The following is a 19,864-nucleotide window of genomic DNA, read 5'->3' on the forward strand; positions in this document are numbered from 1 at the left end:
CCTCGCATATAAAAACAAATATCAAGATACGAAAACAATTCTGAACTGCAGAATTTATTACTCTAAATTAAACTTTCGAACTATAAATGTCAGCAGAGCTGAAAATTTACACATTTTTTTAAAAAACTGCTCGTTAATTAGGTTATGAGGTTTTAAGATTCATCTGCAACAAAAAAACGCAGAATCAGCCGGCGGCTCATTGCTGGGATGCGATTATATTGCTCTGGAGCCAATGCGAGCAAATCACAGCAAAATCATACAGATTAACAAAGCAGTCTCTATGCTGCTGGCCTGTTCCGGCTTCGCCGGCGAAATCAAATTCCGGATACGATGCACAATCGAGCTGGTTTTCTCCAGTTAGCCAGCTTTGAGCAAGAGCAGAGAGGTCGTAGAAATCGACAATGCAGTCTCTATACTGCTCTCCTGCCCCGCCCGGGCCTGCGATATCGTATTGCGGATAAGCAAGGCAAATTTCCGCCTCTGGGACAAAATCGAGATAGAGATTCGCCGCATCAATCGGAGCCAATGGATAAGTCCAAACCCGAACATCATCAATGAGGCCGTTAAAAGCATCATTTGAGGAAAGCCCTGATGCCCCTATCACGAATTCAGCAGGAGAGCCTTGCGGAGTTCCAAGAGAATCGGCAGTTTTGGCGAGCTCGCCGTCTATGTAAATGCGTCCTTCGCTGTTTGCAGGGTCGTAAGCCGCTGTTAGAAGATGCCAGCTCTCATCGCATACATTTCCCCCTGAGTTCATATAATACCAGCCTCCGTGAAGGATGCTCACAGCATTTCCTAGATAGTTTGCCCCAACGGAGAAGCCCTTTGAGCCTGACTCTGAAAGCTTTCCTGCAAAGCCGGCCGGCAGGGAGGTCTGGCTTTTGCTTTTCACCCAGAAGCTGAGGGTATAGCCGCGTGTGAAGAAATTGAAGAAATCCTCGCTTTCCTGAATAACAGCGGCGGAGCTGATTGTACCATCCAAATTCAGGCACGCCCCGTCAATACCTGAAGCTGAAAATGCGGGAGAGTTTGCTGCACCGTTGCGGGGCTGAGCAGAAGGGACGTTCTGATTGACCGAATCGGAGAGGTTGCTGTCAAATTTCCACCAGCCAGCAAGCCTTTCAGTGATCACTTGAGCAGGTTCAGTTTCAGCAGCAGCACCATCCTGATTATACACAACGCAGGAATATTCCCCCTCATCCTCCGGCTGAACATTCATCAACACAAGGCTTGGGCCGTCTTCGCCAAAATGCTCTGTGTTCGTTGGGTCGTCGGGGATGGGTAAGCCGTTCTTATGCCACCGATATTCGGATATGTCTGTCCCGCTTATTGTGAGCTGAACGCTCTGCCCTGCGGGCACCGTTTCGCTTTCGGGCTGGGAGGAAATCTCCGGCGGGGATACTGTTATCGTATCATCAAAATCACACATAAGAGCCGCAGGTTCGCTGAGCCCGGCAAGGAGCAAAGAGATTCGTATTCGGCGCAGGCCTCCATCTGCCTCCGCCCAGCCCGCAGGCTGCCAAGAGCTTACAGGCAGGATGAATTCTCTCTGATTCCAAATGTCCGAGGTGCTGGAATAAACAGCATCGCCCGGGGCGAACCAGCCTATATCATCAAAGCTGAGGGGATTACCGGCAGAGGAATCTGCAATAATATGCGATTCTACTGCCTCTTCGCCGCTTAGATAATCCAGACGCAGCATAAGCGAGCTATCCTGCGGGAGGGGCGAAGGCAGACCGACGCCTGAGAAATCTGCTTTTACGAAATAATTGTGCTCGGGAACTTCTCTGAGATTCACGCTTGCGCAGCCTGCGCCTGAGTCGTTCTTCACGCCGAGAATCATCCTGCCCTGCTGCTGGTCGAAGTATCCCATGCCCTCCGGTTCGGGCGGGGTGAGATATCCCCACTTGCTGGAAGTCATATCGTTTTTGCGAGGGACATACATATCATGGCAGGAGTAAACCCCGCGCTGGATTTTGCTCTCGCGAAGGGCAAGGCTGCTCTCGGGGCTGAGCTGATAGTAGTTCTGCCCCGGATAAATCTCAGGGCTGCCGTTTACTGCCATAAAAATAATCTCCCCGGCTTCATAGGGCATCTGCCAGGTATTCTCGTCAATTCGAACAGCATCATTTTTCGCAGTCCAGAATGAAGGTGCATACATATCGGTGCTGTCATAATCAAGCTTCCAGAAAGCCGCTTCATCCGAGGCGGTGAGCCCTGCGTTATTCAGCGTTATATCAGCGCTGCCTGCGGAACCGGAATCGTTGCAGAAAAATGCATAGAAGCCGTCTGCGGGCTGGAAAGACGCGAGGCAGTTGAGCGGGGATGAATTCTGGGCGGCCAATCTGCCCTCAGGCATAGCGTTATAGACTTCCAGAAAGCGAACCCTCGGCTCCTGATTGTAGTCTCTGAGCATAACATTTAATGAAACGTAAGCAAGCTCGGGGATATCGGCAAGGTCTAAGAGCCATTTAATCTCGGCAATGGAGCTCTCGGGGGGCTTAGTTTTGTAATACTTTGCCTCATTGATGAAAATTGAAGTTTTGTTGAAGCGGTTAATCTTTTCAGGATGCAGCTCTGCCATAAGATTCTTCAGCGCAAAGCGGCTGTTTGGTATATGGTGAGAGGGAATATTCGTTCCGCGGTAAGATTGAATTGTGAGATAATCAAAGGGATACTCCCGTGCGTTCTGCTCTTCCATCTCAGCCCAGAAGTGGGCGGCATTTCCGAGGCCGGAGCCTCCGATCGTGCCGTAATCTGAAATAAGATTGAAACTGCTCCACTCAGACATCGCAGAATTCTGCTGAATACCGGCGATTTTGTAATCGGGGTCAATATCCTTTATCAGAGGCACTAAATTGCCGTAAAAATCATTGATAAACATCTCGAGGTTGTTCATCTTATCCGCAGCAGTAAGATTGTCCCATGGGGTAGGATCGCCGAGGCAATGCTCCACCTCCTGCCAGAAAGACCAGATAGTGGGCACAAAATCGGGTTCATTATCGTGCATTTTTTCGATAAGCTCGCCCATTTTTTGAGCAAAAAGCGGGCGGTCTGCCTGTGCGGACGGGGGGTTGTAGTCGCTGGGTTTGGGATCGCTCGGGGCAATCTCTCTGAACGGGTCGAGAGTGAAATAATCATCGTCGGGGTTATCGTTTGCTAAATACGGAACTCCGTCCCAGCGGATATAATTTAGAAGGCCAGCCGAAAGACACTCCGAGCGTCTTTCAATCCAGTTCAAATCGCAGTTTGCCTGCACCTGGCCCTGCTGGTCGATATAGAAAAGCCCGTTGGGATTGTTCGGATTGAGCGGATTGTTGCCAATCATCGTATCAGAGCCGTTTTTGTAATTATTGCGGGATTCCCTGATATTCGAATCAATCATCAGACATTTCATCTCATCCATGCGGGCTATCATCTCGTTATGGTCGCGGCGTTCTGTATTATCAAAGAAAACGCCGTCGCTGAATTTGTTCACAACAGGCGGATACTGAGCTTGAGATACATCAAAAACAATCTCACCCTGCCCCGCTGCAAATGAACAGAAAATTAAAATAAATACAAATATTGCTGTCATATTATTCCTTAAAAACAAAATATATTTGTGTTACGTGACGATACAGGAAAAGTCCCGCTGGATTTTTCGCCAACGGGTCTTAATTTGTTTATGCGATGATTCTACTCTATCTTTTTAGAAATCGCAAGCTGATGATGGAAGCAGGTTACACTCTCCCCAATCAGCGGCGAACACAGCAAAATCAGCGAGGGTTACTTCGCAATCGCCGTTGATATCGAACTGCAAGTCTGATGAATACGGGTCTGTACAGACAGTTTCACCTGTGATATCGTAGTATTCTGCAACAATTTCTTCGCCGGTAAGGGCATAGTTGTACATTTTAATCTCATCGAATACACCTACAGCCGGTCTGTCCAGCGTACCATCTGCGAGAATTCCGTTGCACAGTAGATATACAGGATTTTCCGCCTTTGAAACCTGATAAGTCTCGTCAACGGCAACAAGTGCCCCGTTTATGTACATCTTGCCAACTTCGCCTGCTTCATTAACAAGGGCGACGTGTGTCCATTCGCCTGGAGTTAGTTTGTCTGCATCAAGATTGCCCCAGGCATCGTATCCCGGAGCGTTTGCATGAAGCTGTCCGTCGGCTGAAAGCTCAAAGAACCAGTTGTTGCCGTTCTCGCCCGTGCTTGAAACGAGGCCTGCCCAGAATCCGCCTGGTGATTCCTCGCCGCTCCATTTCACCCACAGCGAAATACTCATTTCGTTTGTGTAGGCAGCGGGGGCAAACGGCTGAGTTACCGCTGCTGCAAACGGCTCTGGAACAGTATCGAGGGCCTGGCCGGTCTTTGCAGGGTCAACACCGTCAACCCACTGCTCGGGCTGAGGAACTATGTTTGGGTCTGCATCATGTCCTTCGCCTGAGGCGTCTGTGTAATCGCCGTCCAGGGGCCAGTAGCCAATCGTACGTTTAACACCGAGCTTGGCAGATGCAGTATCAACGCTGCCGTCTGCATTTCCAACTCTGCAGAGATATTCGCCCTGATCAGCTATCTCAATATTGGCCACTTCAAGCGTTGAAACGTAGCTGTCGCCGTGCTGAGAGCCTGAGATAGTAATATCGGGGTCTGCATCATCAAGGATGATTTCCGGCTCGCCTGCCTTAACCCAGAATACGTTAGCAGGGCTTTTGCTTGTAAATTCACAGCTCATGCTAAGCGTTTCTCCGGCAAAGCCGGCAGCATCAGCTGGTTGTGAATCGATAACCGGTATTGCAGGAAGAGCGGTAAAGCTCCAGACAGGGCCGGTTATATTGGCAGAATCGCCTTTTGATGCGCCGCCGATCTGCTCTTCAACCTGCCAGTAAAGTTCATCACCGAGCTGGAAGCTGTAAGGCACAGTAAGCGGATCATTGCCTGCGGCCACGAAAGTTTCAAAATCAACGGTATTTGCCTGATTCGGATCCGGCGAATAGCTGCTGTAAACAGTGATGAAATGGCCTGTAATATTCGGGTTCACAAAGCCCGGATTTTCAGGGTCTTCTGCGGCATCGAACTGAAGCTGTGTAACGGCATCTGGGTCCACATCTATTTCACCATTTGCGGGGCTCGGGTCGTTAGGGAGCACATCAAAATTTACATCGTAAAAGATCTGCGCCCTGATATTGCCTACCACAGGATTGGTAAAGGTACGGATATTTGCAGTGTTGTAAATATCTGGTGCTTCGGAATTACCGGTCATTGCGCCGAGATTTCCAGGGCCTCCGGCAATGCCGCCCTCGTGAGTTCCGAGGAAGGTAACAGTACGGCTGCCGCTAAGATCTATCTGGCCATCGAAACCTGTTACCGAATAGCTCACAGCCTCTCCGTCCACTTCGCCATAGCCTTGTCCTGCGGGGGCATCGTAAGCAAAATATACGGTCTGCTCGGTATCAGCAACTGCAGCTCCGACAGGAAGGCTTATGCTGTTGTCGCTGAGGTCTGTATCATACATGCCGGATGGATATGCATTGCCGCTTCCATCGTCTTTTGCATAGAAGACATACATTCCATTGGTTATGTAAATTCCTGAGCCGTTGCCGTTTCCGCCGTTCTCAAGCACTACAACAGAGCCGCTGTATGAATTTGAGATATCATCAGCACTTGGCGTACAGACAACGGCGAATGTTGTTTTGTAGCTGGTATTCGCAGTAACAGTGTTTGCGTTATCCAGAGGTGTGGTTCCATCGTATTCAGCAGCTGCATCATCAAGGCCGGGCACAATATCGCCCGCTGCCGCAAAACCTGCAATAAAGCAGGCGAAAAGAATTGTAAGTAGTTTTATTTTTGCATTCATTTTATTATCTCCTAATAGGTCTTAAACATCTCTCAACAATTACAGCGAACCGTCTGAAGGATAAAGCTTGGAATTAAGCCAGCCTCCGGCAGCAGCCTGAAGGTCGCTAAGGCTAACCTGACAGTCTCCGTCGAAATCGTACTGGAGATTTTCTGCATTAAAATCAGAGCATACCGATTCGCCTGTAACGTCGTAGTAAAGCTGGGCTACCTCATCATCGCTGAGCATATAGTTGTACACCCTAGCATCATCAATATACCCGTATGCAGGTTTGTTTGTATTGCTGCCTTCACAGCCAACATAGATGTTTGTCTCATTAGTGGCGATTGAAAAATCAGAGTCTTCAAGCACCAGCTGACCATTCATATAAAGCTTTCCGCTTTCAGTATTTGCAGCTACGGTTACAAGAACCCATTCGTCCTGAATAAGATTAGTAATTGAACCGGGCAGGAAGTTGTCAAACAATGGGTCCATATTTCCATTGGGGCTGTTAATATGCAGTCTCCCGGCTCCTCTGTTTGCCTGAATGGCGAAATTAAAGCCGCCGCCTCCATCGTTTCCAAACCAGTGAGACCAAAAACCGCCGGCAGGGTTAGGCCCGCTCCACTGAATCCAGGCTGATAAAGTAATCATATCTGTTCCTTCGCCCGGATAGAGCATTCCGGCAGTGTTTCCGCCGGAGCTGGATGGGTCAGCGCTTTCATCGGCAAAATCCTTGAGGTTAAGGGCCTGACCTATAACACCTTCTGTCCACTGGCCTGTAAGCTCAGAGTCGTAAGGGATTATATCATAGCCAGAGGCAGAGTCTGTGTAATCGCCTTCAAACTGGTAATGGGCTACGAGCCTTTTGAGCTTGAGCGAAGCGCTGTCTGAAGTATTTGTGCCGTTCAGGTTTTCTGCCTGACAGTAATACTGGCCTTCGTCGGCAATTTCAAGGTTTGTGATTGTGAGGGTTGAAGTATAGTCTTAACCGTCCTGAACGGTTGTGATTGTGATGTCCGGATCGGAATCATCAACCAAAACATCAGGCTCGCCAACCTTATACCAATTCAAAGATGAAATCGGCTCGCCTGAATTGATCCCGCATACAAATACAGCATCCTCATCTTCAAATACGAGCTGATCATCTGGATTGTCTAAAAACGATGGAATGGTCTTGAGAGTTTTGAAAGACCAAACCGGGCCTTTGATGTTCTCTTCGCTGCCCTTGGCTGCGCCGTTGATCTGCTCTTCAATCTGCCAGAACACCTCATCGCCTCTCTGGAATGAATAATGGAAGCTGATGGGGTCTTCGCCGGCTGCGATTGTGTCTTCAGAGATAATCTGATCCATATTCGGCTCGCCGTCAGCGCCTTCATAGAATGTAACGAAATGTGCAGTTACATCAGGATTCTGAGCGCCCGGGTTTGCAAGGTCTTCTGCAGTGTAGAAAGAAAGGCTTGTGGTTGTGCTCGGGTCCACATTTATCTCGCCTGATGCAGGATTAGGGTCGTGCGGGATGTAGGAATCATCAAATACATCATTAAAAATCTGCCCGCGGATATCAGCACCTTCAACTCCCTGCATACTGAAGATATGATCGGCATTGAGAAGATCCATCTGACCGTTATCTCCGCCTGTTAAACCGCCCATATGGTCGGAATTCAAGCCGCCTGCACCGAGAAATGCAACGGAATTGTTTCCTGTGAGGTTGGTTTGTGCAGGGTAGTTGTTGAATTTTTTTACTGCATAATCACCGCTGATGCTGTATGCAATTTTCCCTGTTGAAAGCTCGAGAGAAAGGAACACCTCTACCTGCTCTTCGGCCTGAAGATCGCCGAGAATAACAGATGCGGCGCCGTCTCCCAAATTAAGGTCTTCAAGCCCTGTTTGAGGAGTTCCCCCAGCACCGGTCTTGATGGCATAAACAAGGGTTCCGTTGCAGATGTAGAGCCCGCTTCCGTAAGTTGTACCGCCTACCTCAAGAACAACTATTGGGTTAGCATCGTCGCTAACATCAATAGCCGCTGGTGTGAAGCGTGCAGCAAAGGTGATCTGGCTGCCTGGGCTGATATTAACAGGATCGCTTGTCTGGCCATCCCTTGCAGCGGTATAATCGCAGAGCGCATCGGCATCATCAAAGCCGGGAACAATACCCCCAGCCCAGACGCCCGCTGCAGCGAGAACTGAACACAAAAAGATTAACGATTTCATTTTTTTCAGCATTTTCATTGCCTCCGGAATAAGATTAAAACATTACTTCTAAGCGCCGAACAACGACGCCTTCACCGAAAAAAAGACTGCGCAGGTCTGCGGCTGCACACCGAAAGATTTGCGGCAGCTTTTATCAACCAATTTTGAGAACTAATCAAAATATTTTTCCTGTTTAACTGCATAGTCAAACGGATTAACCTTTATAACAAACTTAAGTTTTATCTTAGAAGCCAGTTTTATCAACCTCTTAAAAGCTTATATCCAAAGGTGCTGAAATTTTACAAAAAAAAATTAAAAAAACTTTTTTCAAATAAAAAAACCGCAATTAATGGTGTAAAATAAATGACACCTTGAATTTTAATTTGAAGCGCAACGCTTTGCTAATTTAATCAGCCCGCCTGAGGCGGGCTGGAGTTTATCGCTTTAGGCAAACCTGGGAATTTAATAGGCAAGGCGGTTTTTAGGCCGCCTTTTCCCAAGTTTGACAGTTGCAGCGCTCGGGTTGCTCTCCAGCATAGCCCTATCCCCTGCAGCAGCGATTTAATTAGTCGCCCCTGAAAAAGTTTAAAATTTCCTTAAATTCTTTTCTGATAATGGTTTATATGATTGAAAAGCTTTCGAGATATGGTATAATATTGCAAGTGTTTATCTTACATCTATCAAAACATTGCAATATTGGGACAAAATAATGAAGGCAAAAAACAATAAAGCAGGCTTACTCTTTCAGCAGCCATTAAAACCTCTTGTAAATCCTGATCACTCTTTAGTCCAACTCTCAGAGGTTGTCAACTGGTCTCGCTTTGAAGAGAAGTTTGGCAGTTTATACAGTCCTGATTCAGGCAGGCCGGCCAAGCCGATTCGCCTGATGGTCGGCCTTCAGTATCTCAAGTACACTTTCAATCTCAGCGATGAAGCAATCGTTGCCGGCTGGGTTGAGAATCCTTACTGGCAGTATTTCTGCGGCGAAAGATACTTCCAGCACGAGCCTCCTATTGATCCAACCAGTATGACTAAGTGGCGTAATAAGGTAAAATCTGATGGTCTTGAAGAGCTGCTCGAAGAAACTATCAAAGCCGGCTTGAAGCTTAAGGTTATCAAAAAGAACGATTTCAACAAGCTCGTTGCAGATACAACCGTTCAGCAGAAGAACATCACTTATCCGACCGACGCAAAACTCTGCCACAAACTGCGCATTAAGCTTGTAGATCTTGCAAAAGCATCAAAACTCCAACTTCGCCAAAGCTACGAAAGGGTTGGGAAAAGGGCGTATGTAATGCAGGGCAGGTATCGACGTGCAAAACAGTTCAAAAGAGCTAAAAAAGAAGTGAAGAAATTAAGGAACTACCTGCGGCGAATTACGAAAGAGGTCGAGCGGAATATAGCAGGCAATGAGCAGTTAAGAATAATTTTTGATACATTGCTTCAAGCCGCTAAGAAGCTTTTAGCCCAGACAAAGAAAAGCAAAAATAAACTCTACAGTATTCACGAACCTCACGTCTGCTGCATTGGGAAAGGCAAAAGCCACAAGAAATATGAGTTTGGAAATAAGGTTGGAATTGTAACTACTGCCAAGAATAATTTTATCGTAGGAGCGTTGGGCTTTGAAGGAAACCCTTATGATGGCCATACTCTTCGGGCTAATCTGAAGCAGACAATGAATTTAATCGGGAGAGAAAAGCTTGGAGATGTTTATGTTGATGGAGGATACAAGAAACATGGCTGCGAAGATATTGGAAATGTTGAAATTGTAGAAAAGGGCTGGCGAAAAAAGAAACGAAGTATCAAGAGGTGGATTAAGAGAAGATCGAGCATAGAACCAACGATAGGCCACCTCAAAGAAGACAACAGGTTGGGAAGAAACTTCTTGAAAGGTGTAGAAGGGGACAAAATGAACGCCCTCGGCAGCGCTTTTGGGTACAATATGCGTAAACTTCTAGAGAAGTTTACTTTTGCCTATATTTTTATGCTTAAAATTATTGAATTTTACAGAAATTTGGCAATGAAAAGCAAATTAAAGACTCGATTAGCCTGATATATTTTTTTAGTTTCCCCAAAATCATTGATTTTTCAGGAACGACTAATTATCTCTTTTAATAAAGCCCCAAATACCAATTCCTATTAACACTAACGTAGAAGGTTCTGGAACACTCTTGTGCCTCTCCCCTGTCTTTGAACAGTAATAATTAGACAAATTCCTTCAAACAGCAGTTTTTTCCTTTTGCCCCTTCAGAATTATTTTGAGGGGTGAAAGGCAAAAAACTGCGGACATACTCTACAGGAGTTTTCCCTCCCAGTGATTCGTGCCCACGCTCATAATTATATTCTATAAGCCAATCTAAAGTTAAATTACGAGCTTCTGATAAATTCTTAAAACTGTACATATCAAGTATATCCTCTCGATAACTCCGATTGAATCGTTCAATAAAACTGTTTTGCTGAGGCTTGCCTGCTTCTATACGGCGGTGCCTGATTCTGTTTCGGCAGCAGAACCTGCGAAATTGAAGGCTCCTAAATTCCGGCCCATTATCGCTGCGAATAAAGCGGGGGAAACCCCGATCAGAGCCTATTAATTCAAGGCTACGAATTATGCGAAGCGAAGGTAAGCTCGTGTCGATCTCAATATCCAATGCCTCACGGTTAAACTCATCGATAACGTTGAAAGCCCTGAATGGCCGACCATTACTCAAACTATCGCTCATAAAATCAATACTCCATATCTCATTAGCTCTCGTAGCTTCTGGCATAGGTTTACGCTCTATTTGCCTTATCAAATTCTTTTTACGGTTGTTAAGCTGAAATTCATTTTCCTTATAAACACGATAAACCTTTTTGTGATTCCAGCTATATCCCTTGCGGCGGATACTGTCGAATATCTTTGGAAATCCGCGTCGAGGACGGGAATCTATTACCAGCTCTATCTGTCTTTTTACCTCAGCATCATCGTTTCTTGAAGGAGTATAGTAAAAACTGCCCCGGCTGATGCCTGCTGCTTTACAAGATGATTGCACGCATAAGCCCTTAGAATGTGCCTGCCTGGCAAAATCCTTTCGCTCGGCAGGCTTTAGAAGTTTTTTTCTATTAAATCCTTGAGAACGTTATTCTCTAATGATAAGTCCGCATACATCTTTTTGAGCTTGCCGTTCTCTCGCTCTAACTCGCGTAAACGCCTTATCTCACTGCCGCCAATACCAGAATACTTGCTCTTCCAGTTGTAAAATGTGGCACGGGATATGCCGTATTTCCTGGTCAAATCACTGACCTCTAAACCGGCTTCTGACTCCTTGAGAATCGAAAGTATCTGGCTTTCACTAAACCTCGATCTTCGCATTTTAAGTTCCTTTCTAAATATTTGAGTTGGTTTATATTATTCAGGAACCGTCTAATTTAAAGTGTTCAATTCTATGGGAGAGCTACAACTCGCGTAAACGCCTTATCTCACTGCCGCCAATACCAGAATACTTGCTCTTCCAGTTGTAAAATGTGGCACGGGATATGCCGTATTTCCTGGTCAAATCACTGACCTCTAAACCGGCTTCTGACTCCTTGAGAATCGAAAGTATCTGGCTTTCACTAAACCTCGATCTTCGCATTTTAAGTTCCTTTCTAAATATTTGAGTTGGTTTATATTATTCAGGAACCGTCTAATTTAAAGTGTTCAATTCTATGGGAGAGCTACACAAAAGTTGAAGCCAGCACAAAAACCATAAAAAACAACTTCTTCGATTGCATCTCAGATCTCCTTAAAAGCAGTTACTAAATTACTAATCCCCAAAAAACGCTTTTCATTCATTCTATAACGCTCATTTTTATATTCAAGAAAAAAAAATGGATAATTGACAATTTTACAAGGTTACATACCTATCGATAGGAGTATAGGTTAAAACTGCAAGTCCTGCATGAAGTTTGGGAACGTGCGGGCGGCGAATGTTGTGCTGCTGGGGGCTCTTTCAAAAGGGCTCGATAAGCTCAGCGAAGAGGCTTGGCTTGAGGCGGTGAAGATCAGCGTGAAGCCGAAATTTATAGATCTCAACATCAAGGCCTTCAAAACCGGAAGAGAAATTTAACCGAAAGCGATAAATCAGCGAACCCCAAAGCCCCGGCAGAACCACCTGCGGGGCTTTTATTTGATTACCTGCCGAAAAACACAAAGCCAAAACACTAATTTTGATTGCCTAATGCAAAGATTTATTCACAGACTCCACTGATTGGGCAATTTTTATTAAATGTAAAGTTTTATCAATAAAGACTTAACAAGAAAATTTTGCTCTTTGCAGCGATCATGGTTTAAGAATACACAGCGGACATTTACACCGAGCCGCAGGTGGAGATGAACCAAAAGCCGTAACGTCTGGAAGGGATAATTTTACTGCCCAAGTGAGAAAGCAAAAGTATTATCTCAACGTTTGATTTCGAATAGTGAAAGCGTTCTCAGCACCTTCATTTCGGCGGGATACCCGTGGCATACAGAAAGCTGCACCTTATCGGCAGTTTTCCAAATCGAGGCATACGAAAACGGTCTTACCAGCGTTTCGCTCTCGGAGCTGGTGTACATAAACAGATTGCCGGTGTTGGCTGCTGAATCCTTGAGCTCTTCGGTGATATACGAATACACGTTTTCCGAGACAGATTCAATTCCGAACTCTGTCTGATATTTGATCGATCCGCCTGCGAGCCTGTATGAGTGATATTTCGTGCCTTTCAGGCGGAAGCTGTCCACCTCGCCGGCCGGGAGGTCTTTCTGTCTTGCTGTTCCGAGAAATTCGGTAACGCAGAATCTTTGCCCGTGCAGACTGAGCAGGTGCGAACAGCCGGTTATCCAAAGGTCGATCCCGCAGGCCGGAGACTGCTCCATTACGCGCCTGCGTACATCGAAAAGCTCCGGATGAAGCGGCTTTTCGTAGAGCCTGAGTTTGAGCTTGCTTACTTTGAGAGTTTCTCTTGCTAAAGCCTTCAATGCTATACCTCTTGCAAAAATAGAATGCGGAATTATACATTTCGGCAAATCATTTTCCAGCAATTTCTCGCTGGCGAGGAATTAAGTTTCGCTAAAAGCTTCAAGCCGGCGAAAAACTCTTGATTATGATTGCGAATATAATAAAATTCTCATTTCTCGCATTGCTCAGCGGAGAGTTATCTCGAGAGTTATGCGTACAGGGCTGCACCCGTAGCTCAGCAGGATAGAGCAACGGATTTCTAATCCGTAGGTCGCACGTTCGAGTCGTGCCGGGTGTGTTTGATTCTTATCAACTCTCAAGGGCTTAAGACGGTGGTTTTGAGCCCTTTCAGGCCTGTTTTCGCTGCCTCCAGCATTCCCTGAATATTCGCTTCCATCGTTCGCCTGAGTTCGCTTAAAACCGCCTTTGGATGCGCAGTGTGCTGAAGTTTTTGCTGAAGTCAAACCGCCCGTTCCTGTCGCTAGTGCATCTTCATTTTCTTTATAAAATGACGCGGCATCTCCAATGCTTCTTCAAACGGCTTGAGATGGTTATTGTGCATAAAAGGTCAAACATGTACTGCTGTATCGCAACATTTTATTTTCTAATTTTGCAGTTTTTGTTATAATGCTCGGCAGCCGGAAAGAAATTTTATTCTGAACTCAAATTCGGAAGAAGAAAAAATGAGCAAGACAGCGCTTTTACCCATTGCAGACGGAAGTGAAGAGCTTGAAGCTGTTACTATTATAGATGTTTTGAGGCGTGCCGGCACAGAGCTTACAATAGCTTCAGTTGCCGATATATCAGTAACAATGAGCAGAGGAACTAAGCTCGTGGCTGATGCCCCGATAGAGGTTTGTTCGGGAAACGAATACGATCTGATAGTGCTCCCTGGCGGTATGCCCGGAGCAGAGCACTTAAGAGATTCGAGAATCCTCACTGAAATGCTGAAAACTCAGGCCGAGGCGCGGCGTTTGTATGCAGCGATATGCGCATCGCCTGCGATTGTGCTTGCCTCTCACGGTCTTATGGCCGGCAAAAAAGGCACGTGCTACCCCGGGCTTGAACATTCCCTTGCAGACAGCTATCTGGAGGGTGAGGATGTTGTTGCAGACGGGAACTGCATAACAAGCAGAGGCCCGGGAACAGCAATGGCATTTGCACTCAAACTTGCCGAACTGCTTGAAGGAAAAGAAAATGCCGAGAAAACAGCTCAGGGTATGCTTGTTAAATGAAGGTATATTTAAAGATATTATTAGCCGGTGCAGCTCTTTTAACAGCAGGCTGCGGAAAAACAGCAGACAGCACTAAGGCAAACATTCAGAGCCCTGCCCCCAACAGCAGCGAAGCTGTCTCACAGGAAAGCAGCTTAACGATAATGCTCGAGAATCTGCCTGCCGTTGAATCTGTAGAGATGTGGGAGAATGCATTCGCAGATGGCGGAATTACAATAAAAACAGAGCACTATGCAGTGCATTCAACACTGAAAGATTTCCTGCTCACCCGGAGGATCCCTCTCTTTCTTGAAACTCTGCACAGCCGGTTTCAGGATGTAACGGGCATCAGCGAGGTTTCCCGACGCCAAAGCGAGATTTATATATTTGCAGAGCGTGAGCAGTGGGAGCTGTTTACAGAAGGCTTTACAGCCGAATACTGGACTTATTTCAAGAACATAAAAAACGGCGCCTTCTACCACAACGGAGTTTGCGCAGCATACAATTTAGGGCTGAATAAAACTCTTTCGCTTTTAGGCCATGAATGCTGGCATCAGTTCAGCAGAAGGCATTTTCGTTATCAGCTTCCTGCCTGGATAGATGAAGGAATGGCTATTAGCTTTGAAGGCGTTCGTTTCACCGACGGCGGATTCGATTTTAACCCAAAATACAACAAGCTGCGAATTCAGGGGCTCAAGGAGGCGGCAGCAGATAACTACGAGATTTCATTCACCGAGCTTTTGACAATCAACCCAACCTCTCTATTCAAAAATCCCAACCCTGAGAAAACGAATGCATATTATTCCAAGCTTTACAGCTTTGTAAGATTTTTAATGGAATACGACAAAGCAAACTATGCCTCAAAGCTTTTTAATCTTATTCAAGACGGAGCAAAAGGCAGATGGGGGATAAGCAGAAACATACTGGTGAATCTTGAAGACAGAAATGCTGCTCTAAACACTGCATTGAACCGTAAGGCGGGCGTAGCAGTATTCGAGGAGTACTTCGGCTCAGACTACGAGAAGATGGAGAAGCAGTACCGAACTTTCAGTTATTCACTCATTACCAAAAGCAGCGGAAAAAACGCAGATAACGGCGAACTGGACAGTCCAGGGCTTAGTAGATATAATAAAGGCGGAAGAAATACAGGAAATAAATCCGCTGGCGGCAGTTTTAAGGGTTTCGGAGAAAAACCCGGCCTCGGCGGCTTCGGCTCAAACAAAGACACTCAGCCCCGGCTGTAAATATCAGGAGATAAACATGAACAACCCAGTAGTAAGTGTCAGATATGCAGGGAAGGTGGTAATAGTAGAGATTACCATCCCAAGACTTCTTGAAGATGCGCAGATTATGTCATTGGAAGAAACGCTCAGCCCTCTGGTAGAAGAATGCAGGCCTACCAAAATGATAATAGATTTCAGCCGAGTAGAACACCTCAGCAGTTCAGCTCTTGGTGTTTTGATTCGTATAAACAGCGAGATCAAGAAACAAGGCGGCTTTTTGAGCTTATGCGGCATTAATAAACGCATCCTGGAGATTTTCAAAATAACCAAGCTCGACCAAGTTTTCACCATACGCAAAGACGTAAGCGAATCCCATAAGGCAATACTGCTTTCGATTAATGAGTGATGGAGAAATCTGAAACATTGTGCGTGAGTTATCCTGCACAAACTCAGCAGCTTTGTGATAAAATTTTCGCTGCAGCAGACAGTGAGCTCTCCTCTGATACGATTTGGTGGCTCAGGCTGGCAGTAGCGGAGGCTCTTAACAATGCTATTGTGCACGGTAACAAGCGAGACCCTGCTAAGAAGGTTACTGTAAACTTCTCTTGGACAGATAAGTCCTTTTCAGTCACAGTAACCGATCAGGGAGAGGGTTTTGAAAGAGAAAATCTTATAGACCCTACTGCTGAGGAAAATCTAAACAAAACAACAGGCAGAGGTGTCTATATTATCAAATACGTTATGGATGATGTGCAGTATAACGAAAAAGGCAACAGTGTTACGCTGACAAAATATTTTAGTTAAGTTTTATTAAACAAAAATTCAGAGGTACAGAAATGGCATTAGAATTCAGCGCAATGCCCGATAAGGAAGGCTATTTCGGGGAATATGGAGGACAGCAGATACCGCCGGAGCTGAAGGCAGTAATGGATGACATTGCAGAGGCTTACGAGAAAGTAACAGCCACGGAGGATTTTCAAACAGATCTTGCTAACCTGTATACCGATTATGTAGGCAGGCCAAGCCCTATCTATTTCGCAAAAAAAATCACAGAAAAGGCCGGCGGGGCAAATATTTATCTCAAACGCGAAGACCTAAACCACACCGGAGCACATAAGATCAATCACTGTCTCGGGGAAGCGCTTCTTGCAAAATACATGGGAAAGACAAAAGTGCTCGCTGAGACAGGTGCAGGACAGCACGGAGTAGCCCTGGCTACAGCCTGCGCGCTGGTTGGAATAGACTGTGAAATCCACATGGGCGAAATTGACATCGTCAAAGAACACCCAAATGTTACCAAAATGAAGATTCTCGGTTGCAGGATTGTGCCTGTATCGAGAGGAACGAAAACTCTGAAAGATGCAGTTGACAGCGCTTTCGAGGAATATCTCAGAGACCCTGACCACTTTATGTATGCGATAGGCTCGGTTGTAGGGCCTCATCCATTCCCGAAGATGGTTAGGGATTTTCAGAGCGTAGTGGGAAGAGAAGCAAGGCAGCAGATTCAGGAAAAAACAGGCAGACTGCCCGATATCGTAACCGCCTGCGTGGGAGGCGGTTCCAACGCTATTGGTATTTTTACTGCTTTTCTAAATGATGAAAACGTGGAGCTTGTAGGGGTTGAGCCGGCAGGCCACGGACTCAATACAAAGGAACACGCAGCTACCCTCACAGCAGGTCATAAGGGAATGATACACGGATTTAAATGCTACAACCTTCAGGACGAAAAAGGCAATCCGCTGCCGGTTTATTCAATCGCTTCAGGCCTTGATTATCCGGGTGTTGGGCCGCAGCACTGCTACCTGAAGGATATCGGAAGGGTTCGATATGAAACCGCTGACGATGAGCAGTGTCTCGAGGCATTTATGCAGCTCTCTCACCTCGAAGGCATTATTCCTGCTCTGGAAAGCGCTCATGCTTTACATTTTGCCATGCAGGAGGCTGCAAGGATAGGAAAGGGCAAAAATATACTCGTTAATCTCTCAGGCAGAGGGGATAAGGATGTTGATTTTGTCGCCGAAAAACTGAAGCTTTAATATAGCACAATTCAGAAATATGCAAGCCGGGGAAACGATCTTCTCCGGCTTTTTTTTCGGCCGGCAAGCGGCGAGGTTTGAAGGCATGTCGCATCTATATTATGCAAGCTTGCGGTATCAATCGGGCTGTTCAATTCTGCTCTATAACGAGCTCAGGCCTTGCGAAAACGCCCCAATCCTGATGAGGCGAACCGTCTGCATCTGTGCAAGCGAGGGTAAGGAATTCTGCGTCCTCTGGGATATCTTTGCGAAAATCGAACGTCTGACCGTATTTCACCTGCTCTTTTTTGAGGATTTCCGCGCCATCTAAGAGCACAGTAAAATCTGCGTTTGTAATTCTATGAGCATCTGAGGGCTCCTGTTCATAATCAGGCACTCCGTAAATAGTCCTGAATTCCGCAATTCTCTGGCCTGGCAGCATTGTCCGCAAAGCTCTGAGGTCGAAAGTAACCGCTGAATTAGAGTGCATATAAAGAGCAGGATTTTCCTTTGTTCCGTAAAGCTGGCCGTTAATAATGCATCTTTTGTTGTAGTAATTGCTGCCCATATTAAAGTTCGGGCCGTTTGAGATGGGTGTCCAGCAGGTTCCGCTTGTATTTTCGAAGCCGTCGTATATGTGATTTTTGGATGTAACCTGAGAGGCGTCCTCGCCGTCTGGAATGAATACGCCGTCAACAATCTCATTTGAAGGAACAAGCCTGTAGCCGGACTTGCTAGACTGAAGCTTTGTGGTCTTCCGAATATATTCTCCTGATGAAAGGTTTATTGCTCTGCCTATAACACCATTTCCTGTCCCGCTGCCGCTGCCGAGTATATCAGCAAGGCTTATATTTTCTCCATGCCAATAGAAATTTTTGGAGGAATCCATTATCCTCAAGAAGCCCGAAGAGCTTTGGACAATATCGGAGGTTTCGCCTTTTTCGGATATCTTAACCGCTTCACCTTCCTCAAAGAGCCTTGCGCCTTTAGTTCTGTTTTCGATACGCGGGGCCATAGAGCATTTCCCCCTGAACATATGCAGCTCAGAAGAGCCGCCTGAGAATACAGAAACCCCAAACTCTGTTCCCAGATCAATAATTCGTGAAGTTGGAGTATCAGCAATGAAACCGATGCATGTAGAGGGAACCTTAAAATACGCACTTCCTTCAAGCACATTTACCCTCTCTGCATTCTCAATCTCAAATTTCGCCTCGTCTTCGAGCAGAAATTCTACGCCGTTGGATAAAAGTATCTTAGCGAAACCCTCCTCAAGCTGATATTGTTTGGAGGTGCGGAGGTAAATCCCGTTTTCATTCTCCACAGGCCTGCTGCCCTGCCACAAAACATCTGAAGAATCTGCTACCTGAGCAACCTGATGAGGCCTGCTGGGCACATATACATTAACGTAATAAAGCTGATATAGTAGGAAAAGTACGCAGAGCACCGCAGCGGCAAGGGCAGACCTCTCTATCCATCGCACTGCAGTAAAGCGAACCTTACCCGACCTTTTCTGACTGGAATCTAAGGGCTGAACGTTACCCTCCTGCTGCTTTGGAGTGCACGCGCATGGAGCGGTAAGCTCCATCTGCTCAATCTGGCGGCATATCTTATCAAAATCTTCACCTTGAAAGCTCACCGCCTCGCCGCCTACCTTTCCAAGAGCAGTGTTGATTGTGATAAGGTCCAGGTAGAAGCTTCGGGCATCTTCGGAGCTTTCAAGCATACTCTCCAGCTCTGCCTTTTCCTTTGGCGAAAGCCCTGTTTCCACAGAGCCCACCGTAAGCATTCTAAGCCTTATTTTCTGTTTTTCCGTCATTTTGACTCACCCATCACGAATCTGACGCACCTCTGCAGAAGTTCGTGAATTTTATATATCCGGCGGTAAACCTTAGGGGCAGGAAGACCTGTATGCCCTGCGATTTCATTTGCCGTACACTGCTGATTGTATTTCATATCAACAAGTTCTCTGTCTAAGTTGGGCAGCTTGCCAACGCACTCCTGGAGTGCGTCTATCCAGTCGTCAAGATTCTCCGATCTTTTCCTGCTCTGCTCTGAGAGCATACGAATGAGCTTTTCGTTCAGCACCGCCCTGTCGCCCTTTTTCTTGAGGTATTTTAGCACCTGAAATTTGGCTACAGTAAAGGCCCACGGCAGAAACTCTTCGCTGCTGCTGAGCTCTTCAAACTTCTCCATCATCACAATTGAGGCCTCCTGCATAATATCATCGGCCTCCGTACGATTTGGAACCATCGAAAGGATGAAATTATATATCCTGTGATAGTTCGAAGTAAGAAGGTTTACAAACTCTATATTTTTAACTTTATCAAGCATAATCTCTCAATGTTTTATAGCCTGAGAAAGCATATTTTACGGGAAAAAATAAAAAATTTCACTTATAAAGCAAACAAAATTTAAAATCTCTTTTACCTAAAAC

General features: G+C 46.0%; 16 protein-coding genes, 1 tRNA gene and 1 pseudogene. 8 read left to right on the forward strand and 10 right to left on the reverse strand.

What is annotated here, in order from left to right; genetic code table 11:
* Window positions 1-196 precede the first annotated feature (196 nt).
* The 4 genes from L21SP3_RS04955 to L21SP3_RS04970 form a co-directional block, all read right to left on the reverse strand.
* Window positions 197-3,577, reverse strand: a complete 3,381-nt coding sequence (locus L21SP3_RS04955; RefSeq protein ID WP_077539706.1) for a LamG-like jellyroll fold domain-containing protein — start codon at window positions 3,575-3,577, stop codon at window positions 197-199.
* A 114-nt stretch (window positions 3,578-3,691) separates the two neighbouring features.
* Window positions 3,692-5,851, reverse strand: coding sequence for a LamG-like jellyroll fold domain-containing protein (locus L21SP3_RS04960; RefSeq protein WP_077539707.1), 2,160 nt, complete (start codon window positions 5,849-5,851; stop codon window positions 3,692-3,694).
* 39 nt (window positions 5,852-5,890) lie between these two features.
* Entirely contained in the window at window positions 5,891-6,484 is a 594-nt protein-coding gene (locus L21SP3_RS04965) for a LamG domain-containing protein (protein WP_161488106.1), read from the reverse strand.
* 333 nt (window positions 6,485-6,817) lie between these two features.
* The gene (locus L21SP3_RS04970) at window positions 6,818-8,044 is read right to left on the reverse strand and encodes an immunoglobulin domain-containing family protein (RefSeq protein ID WP_123785138.1); all 1,227 of its coding nucleotides are present in this window, start codon (window positions 8,042-8,044) and stop codon (window positions 6,818-6,820) included.
* A gap of 688 nt (window positions 8,045-8,732) precedes the next feature.
* Here L21SP3_RS04970 and L21SP3_RS04975 point away from each other — a divergent pair.
* Window positions 8,733-10,076 (forward strand): IS5 family transposase, encoded by a 1,344-nt coding sequence (locus L21SP3_RS04975; RefSeq protein WP_227806805.1) that lies wholly within the window; start codon window positions 8,733-8,735, stop codon window positions 10,074-10,076.
* A 45-nt stretch (window positions 10,077-10,121) separates the two neighbouring features.
* On the opposite strand, the gene L21SP3_RS12355 is transcribed toward L21SP3_RS04975, so the two are convergent.
* From L21SP3_RS12355 to L21SP3_RS04990, 3 genes and pseudogenes are all read right to left on the reverse strand, one after another.
* Window positions 10,122-10,235 carry a PEP-CTERM sorting domain-containing protein gene (locus L21SP3_RS12355; protein ID WP_077539712.1) on the reverse strand — a complete coding sequence of 38 codons (114 nt, stop codon included), beginning with the start codon at window positions 10,233-10,235 and terminating at the stop codon, window positions 10,122-10,124.
* A protein-coding gene (locus tag L21SP3_RS04985; protein WP_390612108.1) for an IS3 family transposase occupies window positions 10,228-11,372 on the reverse strand; the annotation gives its coding sequence in 2 pieces (ribosomal slippage) (window positions 10,228-11,111 and window positions 11,111-11,372; 1,146 coding nt in all). The genes L21SP3_RS12355 and L21SP3_RS04985 overlap by 8 nt, the downstream gene beginning before the upstream one ends.
* 85 nt (window positions 11,373-11,457) lie before the next feature.
* Window positions 11,458-11,634, reverse strand: a pseudogene (locus L21SP3_RS04990) (transposase); the annotation flags it as partial.
* A gap of 306 nt (window positions 11,635-11,940) precedes the next feature.
* Here L21SP3_RS04990 and L21SP3_RS04995 point away from each other — a divergent pair.
* Window positions 11,941-12,108 (forward strand): 2-oxoacid:acceptor oxidoreductase family protein, encoded by a 168-nt coding sequence (locus L21SP3_RS04995; protein ID WP_077539716.1) that lies wholly within the window; start codon window positions 11,941-11,943, stop codon window positions 12,106-12,108.
* A 332-nt stretch (window positions 12,109-12,440) separates the two neighbouring features.
* Here L21SP3_RS04995 and L21SP3_RS05000 read toward each other — a convergent pair whose 3' ends face one another.
* A complete protein-coding gene (locus L21SP3_RS05000) occupies window positions 12,441-12,998 on the reverse strand; it encodes a hypothetical protein (protein ID WP_123785139.1) in 558 nt (185 codons plus the stop codon).
* Window positions 12,999-13,202: 204 nt separating this feature from the next.
* Here L21SP3_RS05000 and L21SP3_RS05005 point away from each other — a divergent pair.
* The 6 genes from L21SP3_RS05005 (at window position 13,203) to trpB (ending at window position 17,451) form a co-directional block, all read left to right on the forward strand.
* Window positions 13,203-13,276 (forward strand) — tRNA-Arg (locus L21SP3_RS05005).
* Window positions 13,277-13,661: 385 nt separating this feature from the next.
* Window positions 13,662-14,213, forward strand: coding sequence for a DJ-1 family glyoxalase III (locus L21SP3_RS05010; protein WP_077539720.1), 552 nt, complete (start codon window positions 13,662-13,664; stop codon window positions 14,211-14,213).
* Entirely contained in the window at window positions 14,210-15,436 is a 1,227-nt protein-coding gene (locus tag L21SP3_RS05015) for a hypothetical protein (RefSeq protein WP_077539722.1), read from the forward strand. The genes L21SP3_RS05010 and L21SP3_RS05015 overlap by 4 nt, the downstream gene beginning before the upstream one ends.
* A 16-nt stretch (window positions 15,437-15,452) precedes the next feature.
* Complete coding sequence (locus L21SP3_RS05020) at window positions 15,453-15,821, forward strand: STAS domain-containing protein (protein WP_077539724.1); 369 nt, start codon at window positions 15,453-15,455, stop codon at window positions 15,819-15,821.
* A complete protein-coding gene (locus L21SP3_RS05025) occupies window positions 15,821-16,219 on the forward strand; it encodes an ATP-binding protein (protein WP_077539726.1) in 399 nt (132 codons plus the stop codon). Before L21SP3_RS05020 ends, L21SP3_RS05025 begins: the two co-directional genes overlap by 1 nt.
* Before the next feature lie 32 nt (window positions 16,220-16,251).
* Window positions 16,252-17,451: a tryptophan synthase subunit beta gene (gene trpB, locus L21SP3_RS05030; protein ID WP_077539728.1), complete on the forward strand. Its 1,200-nt coding sequence runs from the start codon at window positions 16,252-16,254 to the stop codon at window positions 17,449-17,451.
* Window positions 17,452-17,581: 130 nt separating this feature from the next.
* Here trpB and L21SP3_RS05035 read toward each other — a convergent pair whose 3' ends face one another.
* On the reverse strand, window positions 17,582-19,246 hold the full coding sequence (locus L21SP3_RS05035; RefSeq protein WP_077539730.1) for an NPCBM/NEW2 domain-containing protein: 1,665 nt from the start codon (window positions 19,244-19,246) through the stop codon (window positions 17,582-17,584).
* Complete coding sequence (locus L21SP3_RS05040) at window positions 19,243-19,761, reverse strand: sigma-70 family RNA polymerase sigma factor (RefSeq protein ID WP_077539731.1); 519 nt, start codon at window positions 19,759-19,761, stop codon at window positions 19,243-19,245. Before L21SP3_RS05040 ends, L21SP3_RS05035 begins: the two co-directional genes overlap by 4 nt.
* Window positions 19,762-19,864 lie beyond the last annotated feature (103 nt).

It is taken from the genome of Sedimentisphaera cyanobacteriorum, from assembly GCF_001997385.1.
GTDB lineage: Bacteria > Planctomycetota > Phycisphaerae > Sedimentisphaerales > Sedimentisphaeraceae > Sedimentisphaera > Sedimentisphaera cyanobacteriorum.